The organism is Glutamicibacter nicotianae, assembly GCF_006539525.1.
Lineage (GTDB): Bacteria > Actinomycetota > Actinomycetes > Actinomycetales > Micrococcaceae > Glutamicibacter > Glutamicibacter nicotianae.
Genome location: NZ_BJNE01000009.1, coordinates 55,811 through 76,484, shown reverse-complemented (window position 1 = coordinate 76,484; position 20,674 = coordinate 55,811). Strand labels below are relative to the sequence as shown.

At 64.1% G+C, this 20,674-nt stretch carries 16 protein-coding genes; 11 read left to right on the top strand and 5 right to left on the bottom strand.

Annotation, left to right across the window (positions count from 1 at the left end; all coding sequences use genetic code 11):
* Window positions 1–31: 31 nt before the first annotated feature.
* From ANI01nite_RS11330 to sdhC, 5 genes are all read right to left on the bottom strand, one after another.
* Window positions 32–1,483, bottom strand: a complete 1,452-nt coding sequence (locus tag ANI01nite_RS11330) for a catalase (protein WP_141358073.1) — start codon at window positions 1,481–1,483, stop codon at window positions 32–34.
* Between the two features lie 129 nt (window positions 1,484–1,612).
* Window positions 1,613–2,395, bottom strand: coding sequence for a succinate dehydrogenase iron-sulfur subunit (locus tag ANI01nite_RS11325; protein ID WP_038989929.1), 783 nt, complete (start codon window positions 2,393–2,395; stop codon window positions 1,613–1,615).
* Window positions 2,395–4,182, bottom strand: coding sequence for a succinate dehydrogenase flavoprotein subunit (gene sdhA, locus ANI01nite_RS11320; RefSeq protein WP_066139884.1), 1,788 nt, complete (start codon window positions 4,180–4,182; stop codon window positions 2,395–2,397). Before sdhA ends, ANI01nite_RS11325 begins: the two co-directional genes overlap by 1 nt.
* A gap of 61 nt (window positions 4,183–4,243) precedes the next feature.
* Window positions 4,244–4,687, bottom strand: a complete 444-nt coding sequence (locus tag ANI01nite_RS11315) for a succinate dehydrogenase hydrophobic membrane anchor subunit (RefSeq protein ID WP_128469646.1) — start codon at window positions 4,685–4,687, stop codon at window positions 4,244–4,246.
* Window positions 4,688–4,690: 3 nt separating this feature from the next.
* Window positions 4,691–5,104, bottom strand: coding sequence for a succinate dehydrogenase, cytochrome b556 subunit (gene sdhC / locus ANI01nite_RS11310; protein WP_369826774.1), 414 nt, complete (start codon window positions 5,102–5,104; stop codon window positions 4,691–4,693).
* Window positions 5,105–5,350: 246 nt separating this feature from the next.
* Between sdhC and ANI01nite_RS11305 the strand changes: the two genes are divergently transcribed.
* From ANI01nite_RS11305 to ANI01nite_RS11255, 11 genes are all read left to right on the top strand, one after another.
* The gene (locus ANI01nite_RS11305) at window positions 5,351–6,466 is read left to right on the top strand and encodes a mannose-1-phosphate guanylyltransferase (protein ID WP_141358071.1); all 1,116 of its coding nucleotides are present in this window, start codon (window positions 5,351–5,353) and stop codon (window positions 6,464–6,466) included.
* Between the two features lie 149 nt (window positions 6,467–6,615).
* On the top strand, window positions 6,616–8,760 hold the full coding sequence (betT, locus tag ANI01nite_RS11300) for a choline BCCT transporter BetT (protein ID WP_223308890.1): 2,145 nt from the start codon (window positions 6,616–6,618) through the stop codon (window positions 8,758–8,760).
* The gene (locus tag ANI01nite_RS11295; protein ID WP_052253533.1) at window positions 8,757–10,283 is read left to right on the top strand and encodes an aldehyde dehydrogenase family protein; all 1,527 of its coding nucleotides are present in this window, start codon (window positions 8,757–8,759) and stop codon (window positions 10,281–10,283) included. Before betT ends, ANI01nite_RS11295 begins: the two co-directional genes overlap by 4 nt.
* Window positions 10,284–10,306: 23 nt before the next feature.
* Complete coding sequence (locus ANI01nite_RS11290; RefSeq protein WP_073706596.1) at window positions 10,307–11,872, top strand: GMC family oxidoreductase; 1,566 nt, start codon at window positions 10,307–10,309, stop codon at window positions 11,870–11,872.
* Between the two features lie 145 nt (window positions 11,873–12,017).
* On the top strand, window positions 12,018–13,214 hold the full coding sequence (locus ANI01nite_RS11285) for an amidohydrolase (protein ID WP_141358069.1): 1,197 nt from the start codon (window positions 12,018–12,020) through the stop codon (window positions 13,212–13,214).
* A gap of 287 nt (window positions 13,215–13,501) precedes the next feature.
* Window positions 13,502–14,590, top strand: coding sequence for a BMP family lipoprotein (locus ANI01nite_RS11280; RefSeq protein WP_141358067.1), 1,089 nt, complete (start codon window positions 13,502–13,504; stop codon window positions 14,588–14,590).
* Between the two features lie 141 nt (window positions 14,591–14,731).
* The gene (locus ANI01nite_RS11275) at window positions 14,732–16,330 is read left to right on the top strand and encodes an ABC transporter ATP-binding protein (protein ID WP_141358065.1); all 1,599 of its coding nucleotides are present in this window, start codon (window positions 14,732–14,734) and stop codon (window positions 16,328–16,330) included.
* Window positions 16,327–17,532: an ABC transporter permease gene (locus tag ANI01nite_RS11270; RefSeq protein ID WP_073706599.1), complete on the top strand. Its 1,206-nt coding sequence runs from the start codon at window positions 16,327–16,329 to the stop codon at window positions 17,530–17,532. Before ANI01nite_RS11275 ends, ANI01nite_RS11270 begins: the two co-directional genes overlap by 4 nt.
* On the top strand, window positions 17,529–18,800 hold the full coding sequence (locus ANI01nite_RS11265) for an ABC transporter permease (protein WP_141358063.1): 1,272 nt from the start codon (window positions 17,529–17,531) through the stop codon (window positions 18,798–18,800). Before ANI01nite_RS11270 ends, ANI01nite_RS11265 begins: the two co-directional genes overlap by 4 nt.
* A 9-nt stretch (window positions 18,801–18,809) precedes the next feature.
* A complete protein-coding gene (locus tag ANI01nite_RS11260; RefSeq protein WP_141358061.1) occupies window positions 18,810–19,220 on the top strand; it encodes a cytidine deaminase in 411 nt (136 codons plus the stop codon).
* 43 nt (window positions 19,221–19,263) lie between these two features.
* Window positions 19,264–20,577 (top strand): thymidine phosphorylase, encoded by a 1,314-nt coding sequence (locus ANI01nite_RS11255; protein ID WP_141358059.1) that lies wholly within the window; start codon window positions 19,264–19,266, stop codon window positions 20,575–20,577.
* Window positions 20,578–20,674 lie beyond the last annotated feature (97 nt).

Genomic DNA, 20,674 nt, shown 5'->3' with positions numbered 1-20,674 from the left:
TTTCGCGGGGACCTGCTGTGTTCGCGGGAACCTATTTGGCGCGCACGTTCGCTTCGATCTTCGCTCCGGTATCGGCGTCGATGTTCTTCCAATACTCGATCGCGTTGGACAGCACCGGCTCGATGACCCCGTCCAGCGCCCCGGTGACGGTTTCGACCAGCTCGGCGCGCTGGGCATCGTCCATCACCTCGCGGACCAGGATGCCGGGCTGGACGAAGTCCCCGTCGTCCTTGCGCAGCGTGTAGGCCTCGCGGACCAGCTCGCCGTCGGACTCGAAGGAATTCTCCGCCGGACCGGTTTCATCGCTCCACGAGTCACCGAAGGAGTTCGGCGCGTAGACGCTGCGATCGCCGGTGTGCTCGTAGGTCATGTTCCCTTCGAAATTGTACGAGTGCACCGGGCACTTGGGCTTGTTCACCGGCAGCTGCTGGAAGTTGGTGCCGATGCGGTAGCGCTGGGCGTCCGCGTAGGCGAAGTTGCGGCCCAGCAGCATCTTGTCCGGGCTCATCCCCATGCCCGGAACCATGTTCCCCGGCGAGAAGGCCGCCTGCTCGATCTGCGCGAAGAAGTTCTCCGGGTTCCTATTCAGCGTCAGGGTGCCGACCTTGATGCGCGGATAGTCCTTCTTGGACCAGACCTTGGTCAGGTCGAAGGGGTTGAAGCGGTAGGTCTTCGCCTCCTCGTAGGGCATGACCTGCACGTACAGGTCCCATTGCGGGAAGTTGCCGGCCTTGATCGCCTCGAACAAATCGCGGCGGTGGAAGTCGGCGTCGGCCCCGGCCAGCTCCTCGGCCTGCGCACCGCGCATGGTCTCGAACTTCTCGGACTGCTTGTTCAGGAAGTGGTACTTGACCCAGAATTTCTCGCCGGCCGCGTTGACCCACATGTAGGTGTGCGAGCCGTAGCCGTTCATCTCCCGCCAGGTCTTGGGCAGGCCGCGCTGGCCCATGATGTAGGTGACCTGGTGGGCGGATTCGGGGTTCTGCGTCCAGAAGTCCCACTGCATGGTGCCGTCGCGCAGCCCGGAATCGGGCAGCCGCTTCTGCGAGCGGATGAAGTGCGGGAACTTCATCGGGTCGCGCACGAAGAACACCGGGGTGTTGTTGCCGACCATGTCGAAATTGCCTTCGGTGGTGTAGAACTTCAGCGCGAAGCCGCGCACATCGCGCCAGGTGTCGGGGGAGCCGAGCTCGCCAGCGACGGTGGAGAAGCGCAGCAGCGTTTCGGTTTTCACTCCGGGCTGGAACAGGGCGGCCTTGGTATATGCCGAGACGTCCTCGGTGGTTTCGAATTCGCCGAAGGCGCCGGCGCCCTTGGCATGCGGGCGGCGTTCGGGCACGTTCATCCGGTTGAAATGCTGCAGGGTCTCGATCAGGTGGTGGTCGTGCAGCACGATCGGCCCGTTGGGGCCCACGGTCAGCGAGTTGCGGTCGCTGGCTGCCGGGATGCCTGCCTGGGTTGTCGATGTTGGTTCACTGGCCATGTTTTGCTCCTGCGCGTTGTGGTGCATTGGGAAAAGGGCGAGTACTGCCCATCATGCCACGACTCGCGCAGGAGTTGAAGGGGTGCAAAAAGGCCCGAACCGCTGGGCGGTTCGGGCCTATTCCGGCACTTAGACGGTGCGTGCCAGGATTGCCTGCTTGACCTCGGCGATGGCCTTGGTCACCTGGATGCCGCGTGGGCATGCTTCGGAGCAGTTGAAGGTGGTGCGGCAGCGCCACACGCCTTCCTTGTCGTTCAGGATCTCCAGGCGCATGTCGCCTGCATCATCGCGCGAGTCGAAAATGAAGCGGTGCGCGTTGACGATCGCGGCCGGGCCGAAGTACTGGCCATCGGTCCAGAAGACCGGGCACGAGCTGGTGCACGCAGCGCACAGGATGCACTTGGTGGTGTCGTCGAAGCGCTCGCGGTCCTCGGCGGACTGGTAGCGTTCCTTGGTTGGCTCGTGGCCCTTGGAGATCAGGAATGGCATGATCTCGCGGTAGGACTGGAAGAACGGTTCCATGTCGACGATGAGGTCCTTTTCAAGGGGCAGGCCCTTGATGGCTTCAACGGTGATCGGCTTGGAGGTGTCCAGGTCCTTGAGCAGGGTCTTGCAGGCCAGGCGGTTGCGGCCGTTGATGCGCATGGCATCGGAACCGCACACGCCGTGGGCGCAGGAACGGCGGAAGGACAGGGTGCCGTCGTGGTCCCACTTGACCTTGTGCAGGGCGTCCAGCACGCGGTCGGTGCCGTACATGGTCAGCTTGAAATCTTCCCAGTATGCGTCTGCGGTAGCCTCTGGCAGGTAGCGGCGAACGCGCAGGGTGATGTCGAAGCTTGGAACTTCTCCGCCGCCGCCGACGCCTGGCTTCAGCTCGATCTTTGACGGTGGTTCTGGCAGTTCGGTGCTCATTAGTACTTACGCTCCATTGGCTGGTAACGGGTAAAGACCACTGGCTTGGTCTCCATGCGGATGCCCTTGATGTCCTCGGTGACGGCTTCTGCGTCGCGGTAGGACATCGAGTGCTTCATGAAGTTCTCATCGTCGCGGTCTGGGTAGTCCTCGCGGTAGTGGCCGCCGCGGGATTCCTTGCGGTGCAATGCGGCAACGGTGATGACCTCGGCCAAGTCGAGCAGGAAGCCCAGCTCGACGGCTTCGAGCAGATCCAGGTTGAAGCGCTTGCCCTTGTCCTGGATGCTGATGTTCTTGTAGCGGCGGCGCAGATCCTCGATCACGTCGCGCGCTTCCTTCAGCGAACGCTCGTCGCGGAACACCTGGACGTTGGCGTCCATGGTCTCCTGCAGGATCGAGCGCAGCTCGGCGACACGCTCGGTGCCGGTGCCGTTCAGCACGCCTTCAAGCTGTGCGGACACGAAGGCTTCCGGGTTCTGAGGCAGCTCGACGAAGTCGGCGGTCTTGGAGTACTCGGCAGCTGCCACGCCGGCGCGCTTGCCGAACACGTTGATGTCCAGCAGCGAGTTGGTGCCCAGGCGGTTGGAGCCGTGCACCGAAACGCAGGCGACCTCGCCGGCAGCGTACAGGCCAGGAATGACGGTGTCATTGTCCTGCAGCACTTCGGTGTTGATGTTGGTTGGCACGCCGCCCATGGCGTAGTGCGCGGTCGGGTAGACCGGAACCGGATCGGTGAATGGCTCCACACCCAGGTAGGTGCGGGCGAATTCGGTGATGTCCGGCAGCTTGGATTCGATGTGCTCCGGTTCCAGGTGGGTCAAATCCAGCAGCACGTAGTCCTTGTTCGGACCGCAGCCGCGGCCTTCGCGCACTTCGTTGGCCATGGCGCGGGCGACGATGTCGCGTGGGGCCAGGTCCTTGATGGTCGGTGCGTAGCGCTCCATGAAGCGTTCGCCATCCGAGTTGCGCAGGATCGCGCCTTCGCCGCGGGCGCCCTCGGTGAGCAGGATGCCCAGGCCGGCCAGGCCCGTTGGGTGGAACTGGAAGAACTCCATGTCCTCCAGCGGCAGGCCTGCGCGGAAGGCGATGCCCATGCCGTCACCGGTCAGGGTGTGCGCGTTCGAGGTGGTCTTGAAGACCTTGCCGGCGCCGCCCGAGGCGAAGATGACCGACTTGGCCTGGAAGACGTGCAGTTCGCCGGTAGCCAGGTCGTAGGACACGACGCCGGCAACGCGCTTCTGCTTGTAGGCGGTGCCGTCCTCGCGGTAGGCATCCTCCTCGACCAGCAGCAGGTCCAGCACGTAGTACTCGTTGTAGAACTCGACGTTGTGCTTGACGCAGTTTTGGTACAGGGTCTGCAGGATCATGTGGCCGGTGCGGTCAGCTGCGTAGCAGGCGCGGCGCACGGCGGCCTTGCCATGATCGCGGGTGTGGCCGCCGAAGCGGCGCTGGTCGATCTTGCCCTCTGGGGTGCGGTTGAATGGGAGGCCCATCTTCTCCAGGTCCAGCACGGCGTCGATGGCTTCCTTCGCCATGACCTCGGCTGCGTCCTGGTCAACCAGGTAGTCGCCACCCTTGATGGTGTCGAAGGTGTGCCACTCCCAGTTGTCTTCCTCGACGTTGGCAAGTGCTGCGCACATGCCGCCCTGGGCCGCACCGGTGTGCGAGCGGGTTGGGTAAAGCTTGGTTAGCACTGCGGTGCGTGCGCGTTGACCGGATTCGATCGCTGCACGCATGCCTGCACCACCGGCACCGACGATGACTACGTCGTACTTATGTACCTGCATTCTTGATGCTCTCTTTTCTAAAAATCTTTGTGGCTATTGGCTGGAACTAGGGGAGTTCCACTTAGCACTGCGGCAGGGTGCTGCCGGTGACGCATGGATCGAAGGTGAAGATCACCAGGGAGCCAAGCACGATGATGAAGATCGTTGCGACGTACAGGATGCCCTTGAGCCATGCACGGGTTGCGTGCTTCTCTGCGTAGTCGTTGATGATGGTGCGCACGCCGTTGGTGCCGTGCAGCATGGCCAGCCACAGCATGGCCAGGTCCCAGAACTGCCACAGCGGCGAGGCCCACTTGCCGGCGACGAAGCCGAAGCCGATGCCGGAGATGCCTTCGCCGACCATCAGGTTGGAGAACAGGTGGCCGAAGATCAGGATGATCAGCACGACGCCGGACAGGCGCATGAACAGCCATGCCAGCATCTCGAAGCTGCCGCGGGACTTCGGTCCGCGCTTGTACTTTGGATCAATGCGCTGGCTGCGCGGAGCAGGAATAGAAACGCTCATGGCTTAGTGGCTCCCAAATGCGATCGACAGGTGACGGATAGCGAAGCCTGCGAAGACGATGACCCAGAGGATCAAGACGCCCCAGAGCATCTGGCGCTGGTACTTGGTGCCCTGCTTCCAGAAGTCGACCAGGATCAAGCGCAGGCCGTTGAATGCGTGGAAGAGGATTGCTGCAACCAGACCGGTTTCACCAAGTGCCATCCACGGAGTCTGGTAGGTGCTAATGATTGCGTCGTATGCACCGGCATCGACACGGACCATTGCCGTATCGAGCACGTGCACCAGCAGATAGAGAAAAATAACGACACCGGTGACTCGGTGTCCCACCCAGGACCACATGCCTTCATGGCCGCGGTATAGGGTGCCTGACGAAGTCTTCGACACTGAACTAAACCTCCAAGGCTCGCAACGGCGCATGTGTATATTGCACACAATGAGATTTGACGCACTTGTGCGAGCGTTCCTTGTGCGAGTCTAAACCACATAGCCAGCTCCGATCTATTTCGTGTCTTGTTCCTGTGAGCATGTTCACCGAAAAGGGGTAATTATGCGCTAAAAGGCCGATATTCCGCCCGTAATACCTCATGGGAGGGTTTCGTATTTAATTTGTTGCACAGGTTTCAATGGACGGGATTATCCACCGAATGAATTAGTCTGGAATGCGTGAATGCAGACCTATTAGCCCGATTCCACGGCGTGATCCCCGCCGGCGGCGTCGGCACCCGATTGTGGCCGCTGTCCAGGGCCTCCGCTCCGAAGTTTTTGCACGATCTGACCGGATCCGGCTCCACGCTGATCCGCGCCACCTATGACCGGCTGGTCCCGCTGGCCGGCGAACGCATCATGGTGGTCACCGGGCGTGCGCACCGCGGAGCTGTCGTTTCCCAGCTGCCCGAGCTCTGCGACGAGGACCTGGTGCTCGAGCCGGAGCCGCGCGACTCGGCCGCCGCCATCGGCCTGGCTGCCGCCATCCTGTACCGCCGGGACCCGAGCATCATCATGGGCTCCTTCGCCGCGGACCAGGTCATCGAGCCGGTCGAGGTGTTCCAGGCAGCGCTGAGCGAAGCGATCCACACCGCCGCCACCGGCAAGATCGTGACCATCGGCATCCACCCGACGCACCCGTCCACCGGCTTCGGCTACATCCAGACCGGCGATCCGCTGCAGGTGCCCAACGCGCCCTCGGCGCGCGGGGTGGTGCAGTTCGTGGAGAAGCCCGATGAGGACACCGCCCGCAAGTACCTGGCCTCCGGCGGGTTCCTGTGGAATGCCGGCATGTTCGTGGCACCGGTGAGCCTGATGCTCGAGCACCTGGAAGCCAACGAGCCTGCGCTGCATGCCGGGCTGATGAAGATCGCCGATGCGTGGGAGACCGACCAGCGTGAAGCAGTGATGCGCGAGGTCTGGGCCGATCTGCCCAAGACCGCCATCGACTATGCGGTGGCCGAGCCGGCCGCCGCGGCCGGGGACGTCGCGGTGATTCCAGGGGTGTTCAACTGGGATGACGTGGGCGATTTCGCCGCGATCGGCCGGCTGAACAAGGCCAGTGCCGATCAAGGCATCATCAACCTCGGTGGCGAATCGGTGCGCGTGTACGCGGACAGCGCGACCGGCGTCGTCTATTCGGACCGCCCGCGCGTGGTGGCGCTGGTGGGCATCGAGGACGTAGTCGTGGTGGATACCGCCGACGCGTTGCTGGTGACCACCAAGGAGCATGCGCAGAAGGTCAAGCAGACCGTGGAGCAGCTCAAGGCCGACGGCGCCACCGAGGTGCTCTAGCACAGCTTCGCCCCTGCTGGGGGAGCACGGGATGTTACTGCCCGGTATTTGCTGGGACTTCCTCTGACCTGCGCAGATATGGCACTCTAGGTGGGGTTTTGCCCTGCGCTGCTTTGGCGCCCTTGCCGGGCATTGATAGGTTGGTAGCCATGACTACGGCCAAGATCAGTTCCGAACCGTCCGAATCCGCAAAGCCCGCGCCGCCGGGCTCGCTGCCGCCGCCGGGCAAGACCCGGGTCAACAAGGCAGTCTTCTACGGCTCTGCGCTGCTGGTGCTGGCCATCGCCCTGTGGGCCATTATCGACCGCGATTCCGCCAACCTGGCCATCAGCGCCGCCGTAACCTGGATTGGCCGGAACTTCGGCTGGTACTACACCCTGGTGGTCGTCGCGGTGCTCGTCTTCGTGATCGGCGTCGCGATCTCGAAGGTGGGCAAAACCCGGCTGGGCCCGGATCATTCGCGCCCGTCCTTCAACATCTTCACCTGGGCGGCAATGCTTTTCGCCGCCGGCATCGGCATTGACCTGATGTTCTTCTCGGTGGCCGAGCCGGTCACCCAATACCTGGCTCCGCCGGCCATGGAGGGATCCACCGTCGAGGCGGCCCGCCAGGCGCTGGTCTGGACGCTGTTCCACTACGGCCTGCTCGGCTGGGGCCTGTATGCGCTGGTGGGACTGGCCCTGGGCTACTTCGCCTACCGCCACAACCTGCCGCTGTCCATCCGCTCGGCGCTCTACCCGATCCTGGGCAAGCGCACCGAAGGCTGGGTGGGGCACAGCGTGGACATCGCCGCGATGCTCGGCACGATCTTCGGCATCGCCACCTCGCTGGGCATCGGCGTCGCGCAACTGAACTACGGGCTGAACTATATGTTCGGCATTCCCGAAAACCGCTCCTGGCAGATCATCCTGATCGTTGCCGCCGTGGTGATGGCGACCATCTCGGTGCTCACCGGTGTGGAAAAGGGCATCCGCCGGCTCTCCGAGCTCAACGTGCTGCTGTGCGTTGCGCTGATGCTCTTCGTGCTGATTGCCGGCTCCACCGCCTACCTGTTCGACGGCATCGTGAACAACATCGGCGACAGCCTGTCGATGTTCCCTTCGATGGCGCTGGACACCTTCGCCTACGACCGCCCCGATGAGTGGCTCAACGGCTGGACACTGTTCTTCTGGGCCTGGTGGATCGCCTGGGCGCCGTTTGTCGGCTTGTTCCTGGCCCGCATTTCCCGTGGACGCACCATCCGCCAGTTTGTCACCGGCGTGCTGGTGGTGCCTTTCGCTTTCATCCTGCTGTGGATCTCGATCTTCGGCAACAGCGCGTTGGCGATCGTCCGCTCGGGCAATCAAGCCTTTGGCGAGGTCGCGATGAACACCCCGGAACGGGCCTTCTACTCGCTGCTGGACCAGATGCCCGGCGCACCGATCACCGCGGCGATCGCCACCTTCACCGGATTGCTGTTCTACGTGACCAGCGCCGACTCCGGTGCCCTGGTGATGGCCAACTTCACCTCGCACCTGAAGGATCCGCAGTCCGACGGCTCCAAGCCGGTGCGATTGTTCTGGTCGCTGGCCACCGGCTTGCTGACCTTGGGCATGCTCTTCGTCGATGGGATCTCCACCCTGCAGGGCGCCACGGTCGTCATGGGCCTGCCCTTCTCCTTCGTGCTGCTGCTGATCATGCTGGGGCTGTTCAAATCCCTGCGCATGGAATCGGCGCTGGCCGATCGCTACCGCAACAACATGCACAAGGTGCTCACCAGCCGGATGGGATCGGGCGCCGAGAAGCGCAATTGGAAGCAGCGGCTGTCCCGGGCCATGTCCTATCCTGGGCACCGCTCGGCCAAGCGCTACCTGGGGCAGGTCGCATTGCCGGCCCTGCAGGAAGTCAGCGAGGAATTCACCGCCCGCGGCGCCACGGTGGCGCTGGATATCGAGCAAGTGGCCAACCTAGAGCTGAACTCGCTGGACCTGGTGGTGGAAAACGGCGCCGAACGGCCCTTCAAGTACCAGATCTATCCGGTGCAGCTGCCGGTGCCCACCTACGCCCGCGTCTCGGCCGGCACCGATGTGTACTACCGCCTGGAGGTCTTCTCCCAGGAAGGCAGCCACGGCTACGACCTGATGGGGCTCACCAAGGAACAGCTGATCTGCGATGTGCTGGACCAGTATGAAGCCCACCTTGAATTCCTGGAAGCGCAAACCGAATCGGCGGCTCCCAGCCAGATCAATTCCGACGGCGCGTCCAAAACCGACTGGGAATCAGATTTCGAAACAACCCTGAAAGAGGAAGCATGAGTTCTCCGAGCAACCAGAATCCGCTCCTGCACCATGGCGCGACGCTGTTCATCGACGGCGCTTTCACGCCCGCGGCCAGCGGCGAAACCCGCACCATCAACTGCCCGGCCAATGGGGAAGCGGTGGCCACCGTTTCCGAGGCAGGGGAAGCCGATTCGATCAAGGCCATCGAAGCTGCCCGCCGCTCGTTCGATTCGGGCATCTGGTCCAGCGTGCCGGCCGCGCAGCGCGGGGACTTCCTGCTGAAAGCCGCCGAGCAGCTGGTGGCGCGCAAGGCCGAATTCGCGCTGGCCGAAACCCTGGACACCGGCAAACGCCTGGTCGAATCCGAGCTGGACATGGACGACATCATCGCCTGCTTCCGCTACTTCGGAAAGCTGGCTGGACAGGAAGCCGGCCGCGTAGTCGATGCCAACGACCCGAATGTCATCTCGCGGATCGACTACGAGCCGGTGGGCGTGGCCGCCATGATCACCCCGTGGAACTACCCATTGCTGCAGGCGGCATGGAAGATCGCTCCGGCTTTGGCCGCGGGCTGCTCCTTCGTGCTCAAGCCGGCCGAATTGACCCCGTCCACCGCGATCTTGATGATGGAGGTCCTCAAGGACCTTGGGCTGCCAGCTGGCGTGGCCAACCTGGTCACCGGCGCCGGCGCGCAGGCCGGCGCGGTGCTCTCGGAGCACAAGGACGTGGATCTAGTCTCCTTTACCGGTGGCCTGGTCACCGGGCGCAAGGTCGCCGCCGCTGCCGCTGGCACGGTGAAGAAGGTGGCCTTGGAGCTGGGCGGCAAGAACCCGAATGTGGTCTTCGCCGATGCGGACTTCGACGCTGCGCTGGATAATGCCCTCAATGGGGCGTTCGTGCACTCCGGGCAGGTCTGCTCCGCCGGCGCGCGCCTGGTCATCCACGAATCGATCGCCGAGAAGTTCGTCGACGAGCTGGTGCGCCGCGCGCAGCAGATTACCCTGGGCGGGCCTTTCGACCAGAAGGCGGAGACCGGCGCGCTGATCTCGGCAGCCCATCTGGAAAAGGTGGACGCCTATGTGCAGGCCGGCATCGCCGAGGGCGCGCGGGTGCGCTGCGGCGGACGCCGGGCCACCGAACAGGACGGCGCCGGCCTGGGCTCCGGCCATTTCTACCTGCCAACGGTTATCGACCAGGTCACCGGTTCGATGTCGGTGGCGCAGGACGAGGCCTTTGGCCCGACCATCACCGTGGAGACCTTCTCAACCGAGGATCAGGCGGTGGCCATCGCCAATGACACCATCTACGGCCTGGCTGGGGCTGTCTGGTCGCAGGATGCTGGAAAGGCCGCGCGCGTGGCCAAGCGCCTGCGCCACGGCACCATCTGGATCAACGACTACCACCCCTACCTGCCGCAGGCTGAATGGGGCGGCTTCGGCCAGTCCGGGGTGGGCCGCGAACTGGGCCCGACCGGCCTGGGCGAATACCAGGAAGCCAAGCACGTCTACCAGAATCTGAACCCGCAGGTTACCGGTTGGTTCGCACAGAAGCAAAGCTGAACTAGAAAGGGCATAGCGTGAGCATGCATAAGAAGGATTTCGACTACATCGTTATCGGCGGCGGCTCCGCCGGCGCGGCGGTAGCCTCCCGGCTGAGCGAAGACCCCTCGGTGACGGTGGCGCTGGTGGAAGCCGGTCCCGATGACCGCGGCTATGATGAGGTCCTGCAGCTTGACCGCTGGATGGAACTGCTCGAATCCGGCCTTGACTGGGACTACCCGATCGAGGAGCAGGAGAACGGCAACTCGTTCATGCGCCATGCGCGGGCCAAGGTGATGGGCGGGTGCTCCAGCCACAACTCCTGCATCGCTTTCTGGGCGCCGCGCGAGGACATCGACGAATGGGAGTCCAAGTTCGGTGCCACCGGCTGGAACTCGCAGATGGCTTACCGCCTGTACAAGAAGCTGGAAACCAATGAGGATGCCGGCCCGCAGGCGCCGCACCATGGCGATTCGGGACCGGTGAAGCTGATGAATGTGCCGGCCAATGACCCTTGCGGCGTGGCGATCCTGGATGCTGCCGAACAAGCTGGCATCCCGCGCGCGAAGTTCAACAATGACCAGACCGTGGTCAACGGTGCGAACTTCTTCCAGATCAACCGCCTGCCAGATGGCACACGCTCCTCCTCCTCGGTGTCTTACATCCACCCGATTACCGGCCGGGAGAACTTCTTCCTGCTCACCGGGCTGCAGGCGCGCAAGCTGAATTTCGACGCGTCCAAGCGCTGCACTGGCGTCGACGTGGTGGACGGAGCCTTCGGGCGCACCTCGACCCTGAACGCGGCCCGCGAGGTCGTGGTCTCGGCCGGCGCCATCGATTCGCCCAAGCTGCTGATGCTTTCGGGTATCGGCCCGGCCGAGCACCTGGAAGAGGTCGGCGTTCAGGTGCTGGTCGACTCCCCGGGCGTGGGCGAGCACCTGCAGGACCACCCGGAGGGCGTGATCCAGTGGGAAGCGAAGAAGCCCATGGTCGAATCCTCCACCCAGTGGTGGGAGATCGGCATCTTTACCCCGACCCGCGAAGGCCTGGACCGCCCGGATCTGATGATGCACTACGGGCAGGTGCCTTTCGACATGCACACCCTGCGCCAGGGCTACCCCACCGGGGAGAATACCTTCTGTCTGACCCCGAATGTCACCCATGCGAAGTCGCGCGGCACCGTGCGCTTGCGCAGCTGCGACTTCCGGGACAAGCCGAAGGTCGATCCGCGCTACTTCACCGACCCTGAAGGCCATGACGCGAGGGTGATGACTTTCGGCATCCGCAAGGCACGCGAGATCGTCGCCCAGTCCCCAATGGCTGATTGGGCCGGCGAGGAGCAGTTCCCGGGCAAGGATGTGCAAACCGATGACCAGATCTTCGACTACCTGCGCCGCACCCACAATACCGTCTACCATCCAGCCGGTTCGGTGCGCATGGGCGCCGAAGATGATGCGATGAGTCCGCTGGATCCGCAGCTGCGGGTCAAGGGCGTGAGCGGCCTGCGGGTGGCTGATGCGTCGGTGATGCCGGAGCTGGTGACGGTTAATCCGAACATCACGGTGATGATGATCGGCGAGCGTTGCGCCGAGCTGATCCAGCAGGACTAGAGCCCTGTCGCAGGGCGGCGGCGGGCACCGGAGAACCGGGGCCCGCCGCCGTTCTGCTTCATGCGACTGTTGCGCGGTGCGCGTGAACATTACGCAAAACTGTCATTTCCGCCGCCGTGCCGAGTATCGTCAAAAGGTGTCCACCGTGAATGAAAATGGCAATTTGGCTTCCGTCAGCGGCTTCACCGAGCCGCTCATCGACCAGCTGATCGGCTTCCGCCGCGAGCTGCATCGCAACCCGGAGCTGTCTTTTGCGGAGCACCAGACTACCGAGCGGATCCTCGAAGCATTGCGCGCCGCCGGCCTGTCGCCGCAGAAGATGGTCGACACCGGCGCCTTCGTGGACATCGGCGAAGGCCCCATCCGCATCGCGTTCCGCGCTGATATCGACGCGCTGCCGGTGGTGGAGGAAACCAGTCTGGAGTACGCCTCGATGACCGAGGGCGTGGCGCACGCCTGCGGCCACGACATCCACACCACCGTGATGCTCGGCGTGGCGCTGGCGCTGGGCAGGATTCATGCCGCCGGCCAGCTCAACGGACGTGTGCGGGTGATCTTCCAGCCTGCCGAGGAGAAGCTTCCCGGCGGGGCGCTGTCGGTGATCGAGCAGGGCCTGCTCGACGGCGTGCCGCGGATCCTCGCGCTGCACTGCGACCCGCGGATCGACGCCGGGCATATCGGCACCCGCATCGGCGCGATCACCTCGGCCAGCGACACCATCCGCATCGAGGTCAATGGCCGCGGCGGGCACACCTCGCGACCGCACCTGACCGAGGACATCGTCTTCGCCATGAGCCAGATCGCCACCCAGGTGCCGGCGGTGCTCGGCCGGAAGGTCGACGTGCGCTCGGCGGTTTCCGTGGTCTGGGGGCAGATCCATGCAGGCAGCGTGCCCAACGCGATTCCCGCCACCGGCTACCTGGCCGGGACCATGCGCTGCCTGGATGGGGATGTCTGGTACGAGGCCGGCGAGCTGCTGGATGCGGCGGTACGCCAGATCGCCGCACCCTACGGAGTGGAGATCAAGCTGCAGCACACCCGCGGGGTGCCGCCGGTGGTCAACGCCCCGGCTCAGACCGCGCTGATCGAGGATGCCGCGCGCCGCGAGTTCGGCGCCGACGTGATCGAGCTGACCCCGCAATCCATGGGCGGGGAGGACTTCGCCTGGATGACGCAGAAGGTTTCCGGCGCGATGCTGCGGCTGGGAACCCGCACCCCGGGTGGCAAGACCTACGACCTGCACCGCGGGGACTACATCCCGGACGAATCGTGCATCGGCGTCGGAGTGCGCATCATGGTGGCTGCCGCCCTGCAGGCCGTGCATGAGGCGAACGCCAAATAGGGCGTTGGCCACAGTAAACCCAAAAATTTTTAACAATTCTTTGACACTTTAACAATTCGGTCAGTGACTTGGGCATTGACGTTAAGCGCTTGCCGTTTTGTGGCCTGCAAGTTATCTGTTTGTAATCTTTCTCGTCTTTACCTGTGACGTATCTCCGATAGGCTATGGAAACGATGGGAACGCTAGGACTTTTGGTGTGCTCGCGTAAGGCCTAGGCAATGGAGCCTTGCACGAGGGTCAGGTGTCTTGCCTCCCGCATTATCTCGCAAGATTCTTTGGAGGAACAGATGCGCTTCGTATCGCGCAAGACCGGTGTGGCGGCAGCCATGCTCGGCATCTCGGCATTAGCTTTGAGCGCCTGCGGCGCTGCACCGGAAGAGAGCAGCTCGGCTGGCCAGTACCCGGACTACGTCGGCTGCATTGTGTCCGACTCCGGCGGATTCGACGACCAGTCCTTCAACGAATCTTCCTTCCGCGGCCTGAAGAACGCCGAGAAGGACCTGGGTATCCAGACCAAGGACGCGGAATCCAAGTCCAACGCGGACTTCGCGACCAACCTCAACGGCATGGTCAACGCAGGCTGCGACCTGACCGTCACCATCGGCTTCCTGCTGGGCGATGCCACCGCCGAGGCCGCCGCTGCCAACCCGGACAAGCACTTCGCGATCGTCGACTTCCAGTACGACAAGCCGATCGAGAACGTCAAGCCGATCATCTACGACACGGCCCAGGCTGCCTACCTGGCAGGCTACGCCGCAGCTGCCGCCTCGAAGACCGGCACCGTTGCCACCTTCGGCGGCATCAAGATCCCTACCGTGACCATCTTCATGGACGGCTTCGCCGACGGCGTTGACAAGTACAACGAGGACAAGGGAAAGGACGTCAAGCTCCTGGGCTGGAACAAGGACAAGCAGGACGGCACCTTCTCCGGCGACTTCGAGAAGCAGGACAAGGGCAAGCAGATCACCAAGAACTTCATCGCTTCCGGCGCTGACGTGGTCATGCCTGTTGCCGGCCCAGTGGGCAAGGGCGCTGGCGCTGCCGTGGTCGAGGCCAACAACAGCGGCAAGGACGCCAAGCTCGTCTGGGTCGACTCCGACGGCTTCCTGACCGCTCCTGACTACAAGGACGTCATGCTGACCTCGGTGGTCAAGACCATGGACACCGCAGTCGAGGACGTCATCCGCACCGACGCCGAGGGCAACTTCGACTCGACCCCGTACGTCGGCACCCTGGAGAACGAGGGCGTTGCACTGGCACCGTTCCACAACTTCGACGAAGAGATCGGCGAGGACACCAAGAAGGAGATCGAGGCGCTGAAGCAGCAGATCATCTCCGGTGAGCTGAAGATCGAATCGGCCTCCAGCCCGAAGTAGGACTAGGCTAATCAGCCATGGAGCGCGTCACCGCTCGCCGCAGCACAGCGGTGGGCAGGTGACGCGCTTTATGCCTGCCTAAGGGGCAAAACAACTTGCAAGCAAGAACTTCGCCAAACGAACAATGAAGATGGTGGAATCGTGAAACTCGAACTACGAGGAATCTCGAAAGCCTTCGGTTCTTTCTACGCCAACAAAGATATCGACCTGACGGTCGACGACGCCCAGATTCACTGTCTGCTTGGCGAAAACGGTGCTGGAAAGTCCACGCTTATGAACGTGCTCTACGGCCTGTACCAGCCGACCGAGGGCCAAATTTTGCTGGACGGGAAGCCCGTCGAGTTCTCCGGACCGGGCGACGCCATGGCCGCCGGCATCGGCATGGTGCACCAGCACTTCATGCTGGTCCCGGTCTTCACCGTGGCCGAGAACATCGCGCTGGGCGCCGAGACCACCAAGGCCGGCGGCGTGCTGGATTTGCAGGTCACCCGCAAGAAGATCCGCGAAATTTCGGACCGCTACGGCTTTGACGTGGATCCCGATGCGATCGTCGAAGACCTGCCGGTGGGCGTGCAGCAGCGCGTGGAAATCATCAAGGCGCTGGTGCGCGATGCGCGCATCCTGATCCTCGATGAGCCGACCGCCGTGCTGACCCCTCAGGAAACCGACGAGCTGCTGGACATCATGCGCCAGCTCAAGGCCAACGGCACCTCCATCGTCTTCATCTCGCACAAGCTGCGCGAAGTGCGTGCCGTCTCGGATGTCATCACCGTGATCCGCCGCGGAGAAGTCATCGACTCGGTCTCCCCGCAAGCTTCCACCACCGAGCTGGCCAACCTGATGGTGGGCCGCGCGGTGGAGCTGAACCTGAACAAGGCGGCCGCCACCCCTGGCGCCGCCGCCCTGGAAGTGCGCGACCTGAGCGTCGTCGACCCGGCAGGCACCACCACCTTGGACTCGGTGTCCTTCACCATCCACGAAGGCGAAATCCTTGCAGTGGCCGGCGTGCAGGGCAACGGCCAGACCGAGCTGACTGAAGCCATTCTGGGCACCCAGCCGGTGACCGGCGGCTCGGTCAAGCTGGCCGGCGAAGAGCTGGTGGGCAAGTCGGTGAAGTCGATCCTGCGTTCGGGCCTGGGCTTCGTTCCCGAGGACCGTTCGGTGCACGGGCTGGTCACCCAGTTCTCCATCGAGGAGAACCTGGTGCTGGACCTCTACGACCGCCCGCCGTTCGGCAAGGGCATCTCGATGAACCTCGAGGCGATCAAGAAGAACGCCAAGGAGCAGATCGAGGGCTTCGACGTGCGCACCGACAACCCGCTGAACCCGGCCTCCAGCCTCTCCGGCGGCAACCAGCAGAAGGTCGTCATGGCCCGCGAGCTGAGCCGCGATCTGAAGCTGTTCATCGCCTCGCAGCCGACCCGCGGCGTGGATGTGGGCTCCATCGAGTTCCTGCACCGGCGCATCGTGGCCGAACGCGACAAGGGCACCCCGGTGATGATCGTGTCCACCGAGCTGGACGAGGTCATGGAACTGGCCGACCGCATCGCAGTGCTCTACAAGGGCAGGATCAACGGCATCGTGCCGGGGGACACCTCCCGCGAGGTGCTCGGCCTGATGATGGCCGGCGTATCGCAGGAAGAGGCCTTCGCCCAGGCCGAATACTCCAAGGCGGACAACGAGCCGGTTGAAGCGCAGCCGGCCAGCGAGCACGACAACCAGGAAGGAGAAGCGCAGTGAGCGAGAAAGCACCTGTGGTTCCCGACTCCGGCAAGCCGGGCAACGACCTGCTGCGCCAGATCACCCAGGGACCGGGCCTGGTCTCGGTCCTCGGCGTCATCGTCGCGCTGGTCATCGGCGGCCTGCTGATCGCGGTCACCGACGAGAAGGTCGGCGAAACCGCCGGCTACCTGCTGGCCAAGCCCTCGGCGTTCTTCAGCGAATTCTGGCGTGCCGCCACCGAAAGCTACGTGGCGCTGTTCAACGGCTCGATCTACAACTCCACGCAGGGCTTCAAGCCGTTCCTCGAGACGCTGACCGTCTCCACCCCGCTGATCTGCGCCGGTTTGGGCGTGGCGGTGGCTTTCCGCGCCGGCCTGTTCAACATCGGCGCGCAGGGCCAGATCATCATCGGCTCGGTGCTGGCCGCCTACATCGGCTTCGCCTGGCACCTGCCGATCGGCCTGCACCTGCTGCTGGTCATCGTCTTCGGCCTGCTCGGCGGCGCGATCTGGGGCGGACTGGTGGGCCTGCTCAAGGCCAAGACCGGCGCCCACGAAGTGATCCTCACGATCATGTTCAACTACGTGGCCGTATACCTGATCGACTTCCTGATGAACACCCAGGCCTTCCGCCGCCCCGGCGAGACCAACCCGATCTCGCCGATCCTCGACAGCTCGGCCATCTTCCCGGCGATCCCCGGCTCGCGCCTGCACCTGGGTTTCGTGATGGCGGTGCTGCTGGTGCTGGCAGTGGCCTGGATGTTCAAGCGCTCCACCGTGGGCTTCGAATTCCGTGCCGTGGGGCATAACCCGGAGGCCGCGCAGACCGCCGGCATCAACGTCGCGCGCACCACCATCATCGCGATGGCGCTGGCCGGCGCCTTGGCCGGCGCCGCCGGCGTGGCCCAGGTGGCGGGCACCGAAAAGGTGCTCACCGGCGGCATTGCCGGCTCGCTGGGCTTCGACGCGATCACCGTGGCCCTGCTGGGCCGCTCCACCCCATGGGGCACCTTCTTCGCCGGCCTGCTCTTCGGCGCATTCCAGGCCGGTGCGGTGAACATGCAGATCACCACCGGCACCCCGATCGACATCGTGTCGGTGGTGCAGTCGCTGATCGTGCTGTTCATCGCCGCACCTCCGCTGGTGAAGGCCATCTTCGGCATGAACCGCAAGAAGAAGCGCAGCTCCAAGCTCGAACCTACTAAGGCAGGTGCCAAGTGACCGCAACCACCTTGCAACCAGCAATCAACGTCTTGCCGAGCAAGAAGACCCCGATCATCCTGACGGTGATCGCCGTGATCACCTTCTTCAGCTTCGGCCTGCTGGGCAACGACCAGGCAGCGCACTTCACGCTGAACAGCGCCGGCGACGCCTTCGAGCTGCCGGAACTGGTCTTACCGGGCCGGATCACCAACATCGTGTTCGGCGTGCTGCTGCTGGCCATCGCCGCCTACTCGTGGATGCAGCGCAAGCAGGGCAAGGCGCTGGCCACCTGGATGATCGCCGTCGCGGCCATCCTCTTCGTGCTCGGCTTCCTGGTGTGGGTGGTCTCCGGCGCCAACATCAACAGCATCTCGCTGGCCAGCCTGCTGGCCGGCGGCGTGGTGCTGGCCGTGCCGCTGGTCTTCGGCTCCCTGTCCGGCGTGCTCTCCGAACGCGCCGGCGTGGTCAACATCGCCATCGAGGGCCAGCTGCTGGGCGGCGCATTCACCGCGGCCATCGTCGCCTCGGTGACGCAGAACGCCTTCGCGGGCCTGATCGCCGCCGGCCTGGCCGGCGCCGTGGTGTCCCTGGTGCTGGCACTGTTCTCCATCAAGTACGTGGTCAACCAGATCATCGTCGGCGTGGTGCTCAACGTGCTGGTCTCCGGCATCACCGGCTTCCTGTTCACCACCGTGATGCAGGAAGACCCGGAGCTGTTCAACTCGCCGGTGCACCTGCCGGTGGTCGAGATCCCGCTGCTTTCGGCCATCCCGGTCATCGGACCGATCCTGTTCAAGCAGTCGGTCATCGGCTACCTGATGTACCTGGCAGTGTTCCTGGTCTGGTTCGGCCTGTTCAAGACCAAGTGGGGCCTGCGCGTGCGCGCCGTCGGCGAGCACCCGAAGGCCGCCGACACCCTGGGCATCAAGGTCAACTCGATCCGCTTCTGGAACGTCACCCTCGGCGGCATCGTGGCGGGCATCGGCGGTTCCTTCTTCACCCTGGTGGCCATCGACTCCTTCACGAAGGAAATCTCCGGCGGACGCGGCTTTATCGCCCTGGCCGCGGTGATCTTCGGCCGGTGGAACCCGATCGGCGCCTTCCTGGCCGCCCTGCTCTTCGGCTTCGCCGACAACCTGCAGGTCATCCTGACCATCATCGGCACCCCGGTACCGAGCCAGTTCATGGCCATGCTGCCGTACTTGGTGACCATCTTCGCGGTGGCCGGCCTGGTGGGCCGCTCCCGCGGACCTGCCGCCGCCGGCGAACCGTATGTGAAGGAATAGCGATTACCCATGGATAGCATCAACGCGCCGTGGCCGCAGCTCGAAGCAGCGGCCGCGGCCGCGCTGTCCCAGGCCTACGCGCCCTACTCGGAATTCCGGGTGGGCGCCGCGGCCCTGGCCAGCGACGGCCGCCTGGTTTCCGGATGCAATATCGAGAATGCCGCCTACGGTGTCACCCTGTGTGCCGAATGCGCCATGGTGGGCCAGCTCTTCGCCACCGGCGGGGGCACCCTTGAATACTTCCTGTGCTTCGGCCAGCTGCGCGACGGCGAGCTGGAGCTGATCACCCCGTGCGGCCGCTGCCGCCAGCTGCTCTTCGAGCACCGCGGGGCCGATATGAAGATCAAGACCGCCCGCGGAATTCTCGGCATCGACGACCTCTTGCCTGACGCGTTCGGGCCGAACAACCTCAACGCCTAGCGCCGGAGCACACCGGCCAACAGCAGAACGGAAGGTGCCTTACATGGCTGCCGAGCAATTCAGTGCCGTCGAAGTCATCCGCGCAAAGCGCGATGGCGGCGAACTGAGCAACGAGATGATCGACTGGACCATCGATGCCTACACCCGCGGGGTCATCGCCGAAGAGCAGATGTCCGCGCTGAACATGGCCATCTACTTCCAGGGCATGAACCGCAACGAGATCTCACGCTGGACCGCCGCGATGATCAATTCCGGCGAACGCATGGACTTCTCCGCCCTCACCGACCCGTCGGGCAAGAAGCTGGCCACCACCGACAAGCACTCCACCGGCGGGGTGGGGGACAAGATCACCTTGCCGCTGGCTCCGCTGGTCGCCAGCTTCGGCGTGGCCGTCCCGCAGCTTTCCGGACGCGGGCTGGGCCACACCGGCGGCACGCTGGACAAGCTCGAAGCCATCCCCGGCTGGAAGGCGGATCTGTCCAACGAAGAGCTGTTCTCCCAGCTGTCCAACGTCGGCGCGGTCATCTGCGCCGCCGGCACCGGGCTGGCTCCGGCCGACAAGAAGCTCTACGCCCTGCGCGACGTCACCGCCACCGTGGAAGCCATCCCGCTGATCGCCTCCTCGATCATGAGCAAGAAGATCGCCGAAGGCACCGGCACCCTGGTGCTGGATGTGAAGGTCGGTTCCGGCGCGTTCATGAAGGACGAGGCCATGGCCCGCGAGTTGGCAGAAACCATGGTGAACCTTGGCACCGATGCGTCGGTGAACACCGTGGCCCTGCTGACCAACATGGAAACCCCGCTGGGCCTGACCGCAGGCAACGCCATCGAGGTGGAGGAATCCGTCGAGGTCCTGGCCGGCGGCGGACCCAGCGATGTCGTGGAGCTGACCGTGGCCCTGGCCACCGAGATGCTGGCCGGTGCCGGCATCAAGGACGTGGATGTCGCCGGCGCGCTGCAAAATGGCAAGGCCATGGATGTGTGGCGCAGGATGATCGCCGCCCAGGGCGGCGACTCGGATGCCAAGTTGCCGGTAGCCAAGGAGTCGCACACCGTGGTGGCACCGGCCGAGGGCGTGCTGCTCAAGCTCGATGCGATGGACATCGGTCTGGCCGCATGGACCCTCGGTGCGGGACGTGCCCGCAAGGAAGACAGCGTCCAGGCCGGCGCAGGCGTGCGCATGCACGTGAAGCCGGGTGCCCTGGTCCGCCGCGGCGAGCCGATTGCCACCTTGCTGACCGACACCCCGGAAAAAATGGAGCGTGCCATCGAGCTGGTCCAGCGGGCCATCATGATCGGTTCGGCCGATGACCGTCCGGACACTCGTCTGATCCTGGATCGCATCGCGGCCAAGTAGGCGGACAAGAATCCATGGCAAAGAGCCGGGAAACACTGTGCAGTGTTTCCCGGCTCTTTCGTTGCTTGCGCAGCGGGAGATGCCCCATGGAAGTTCC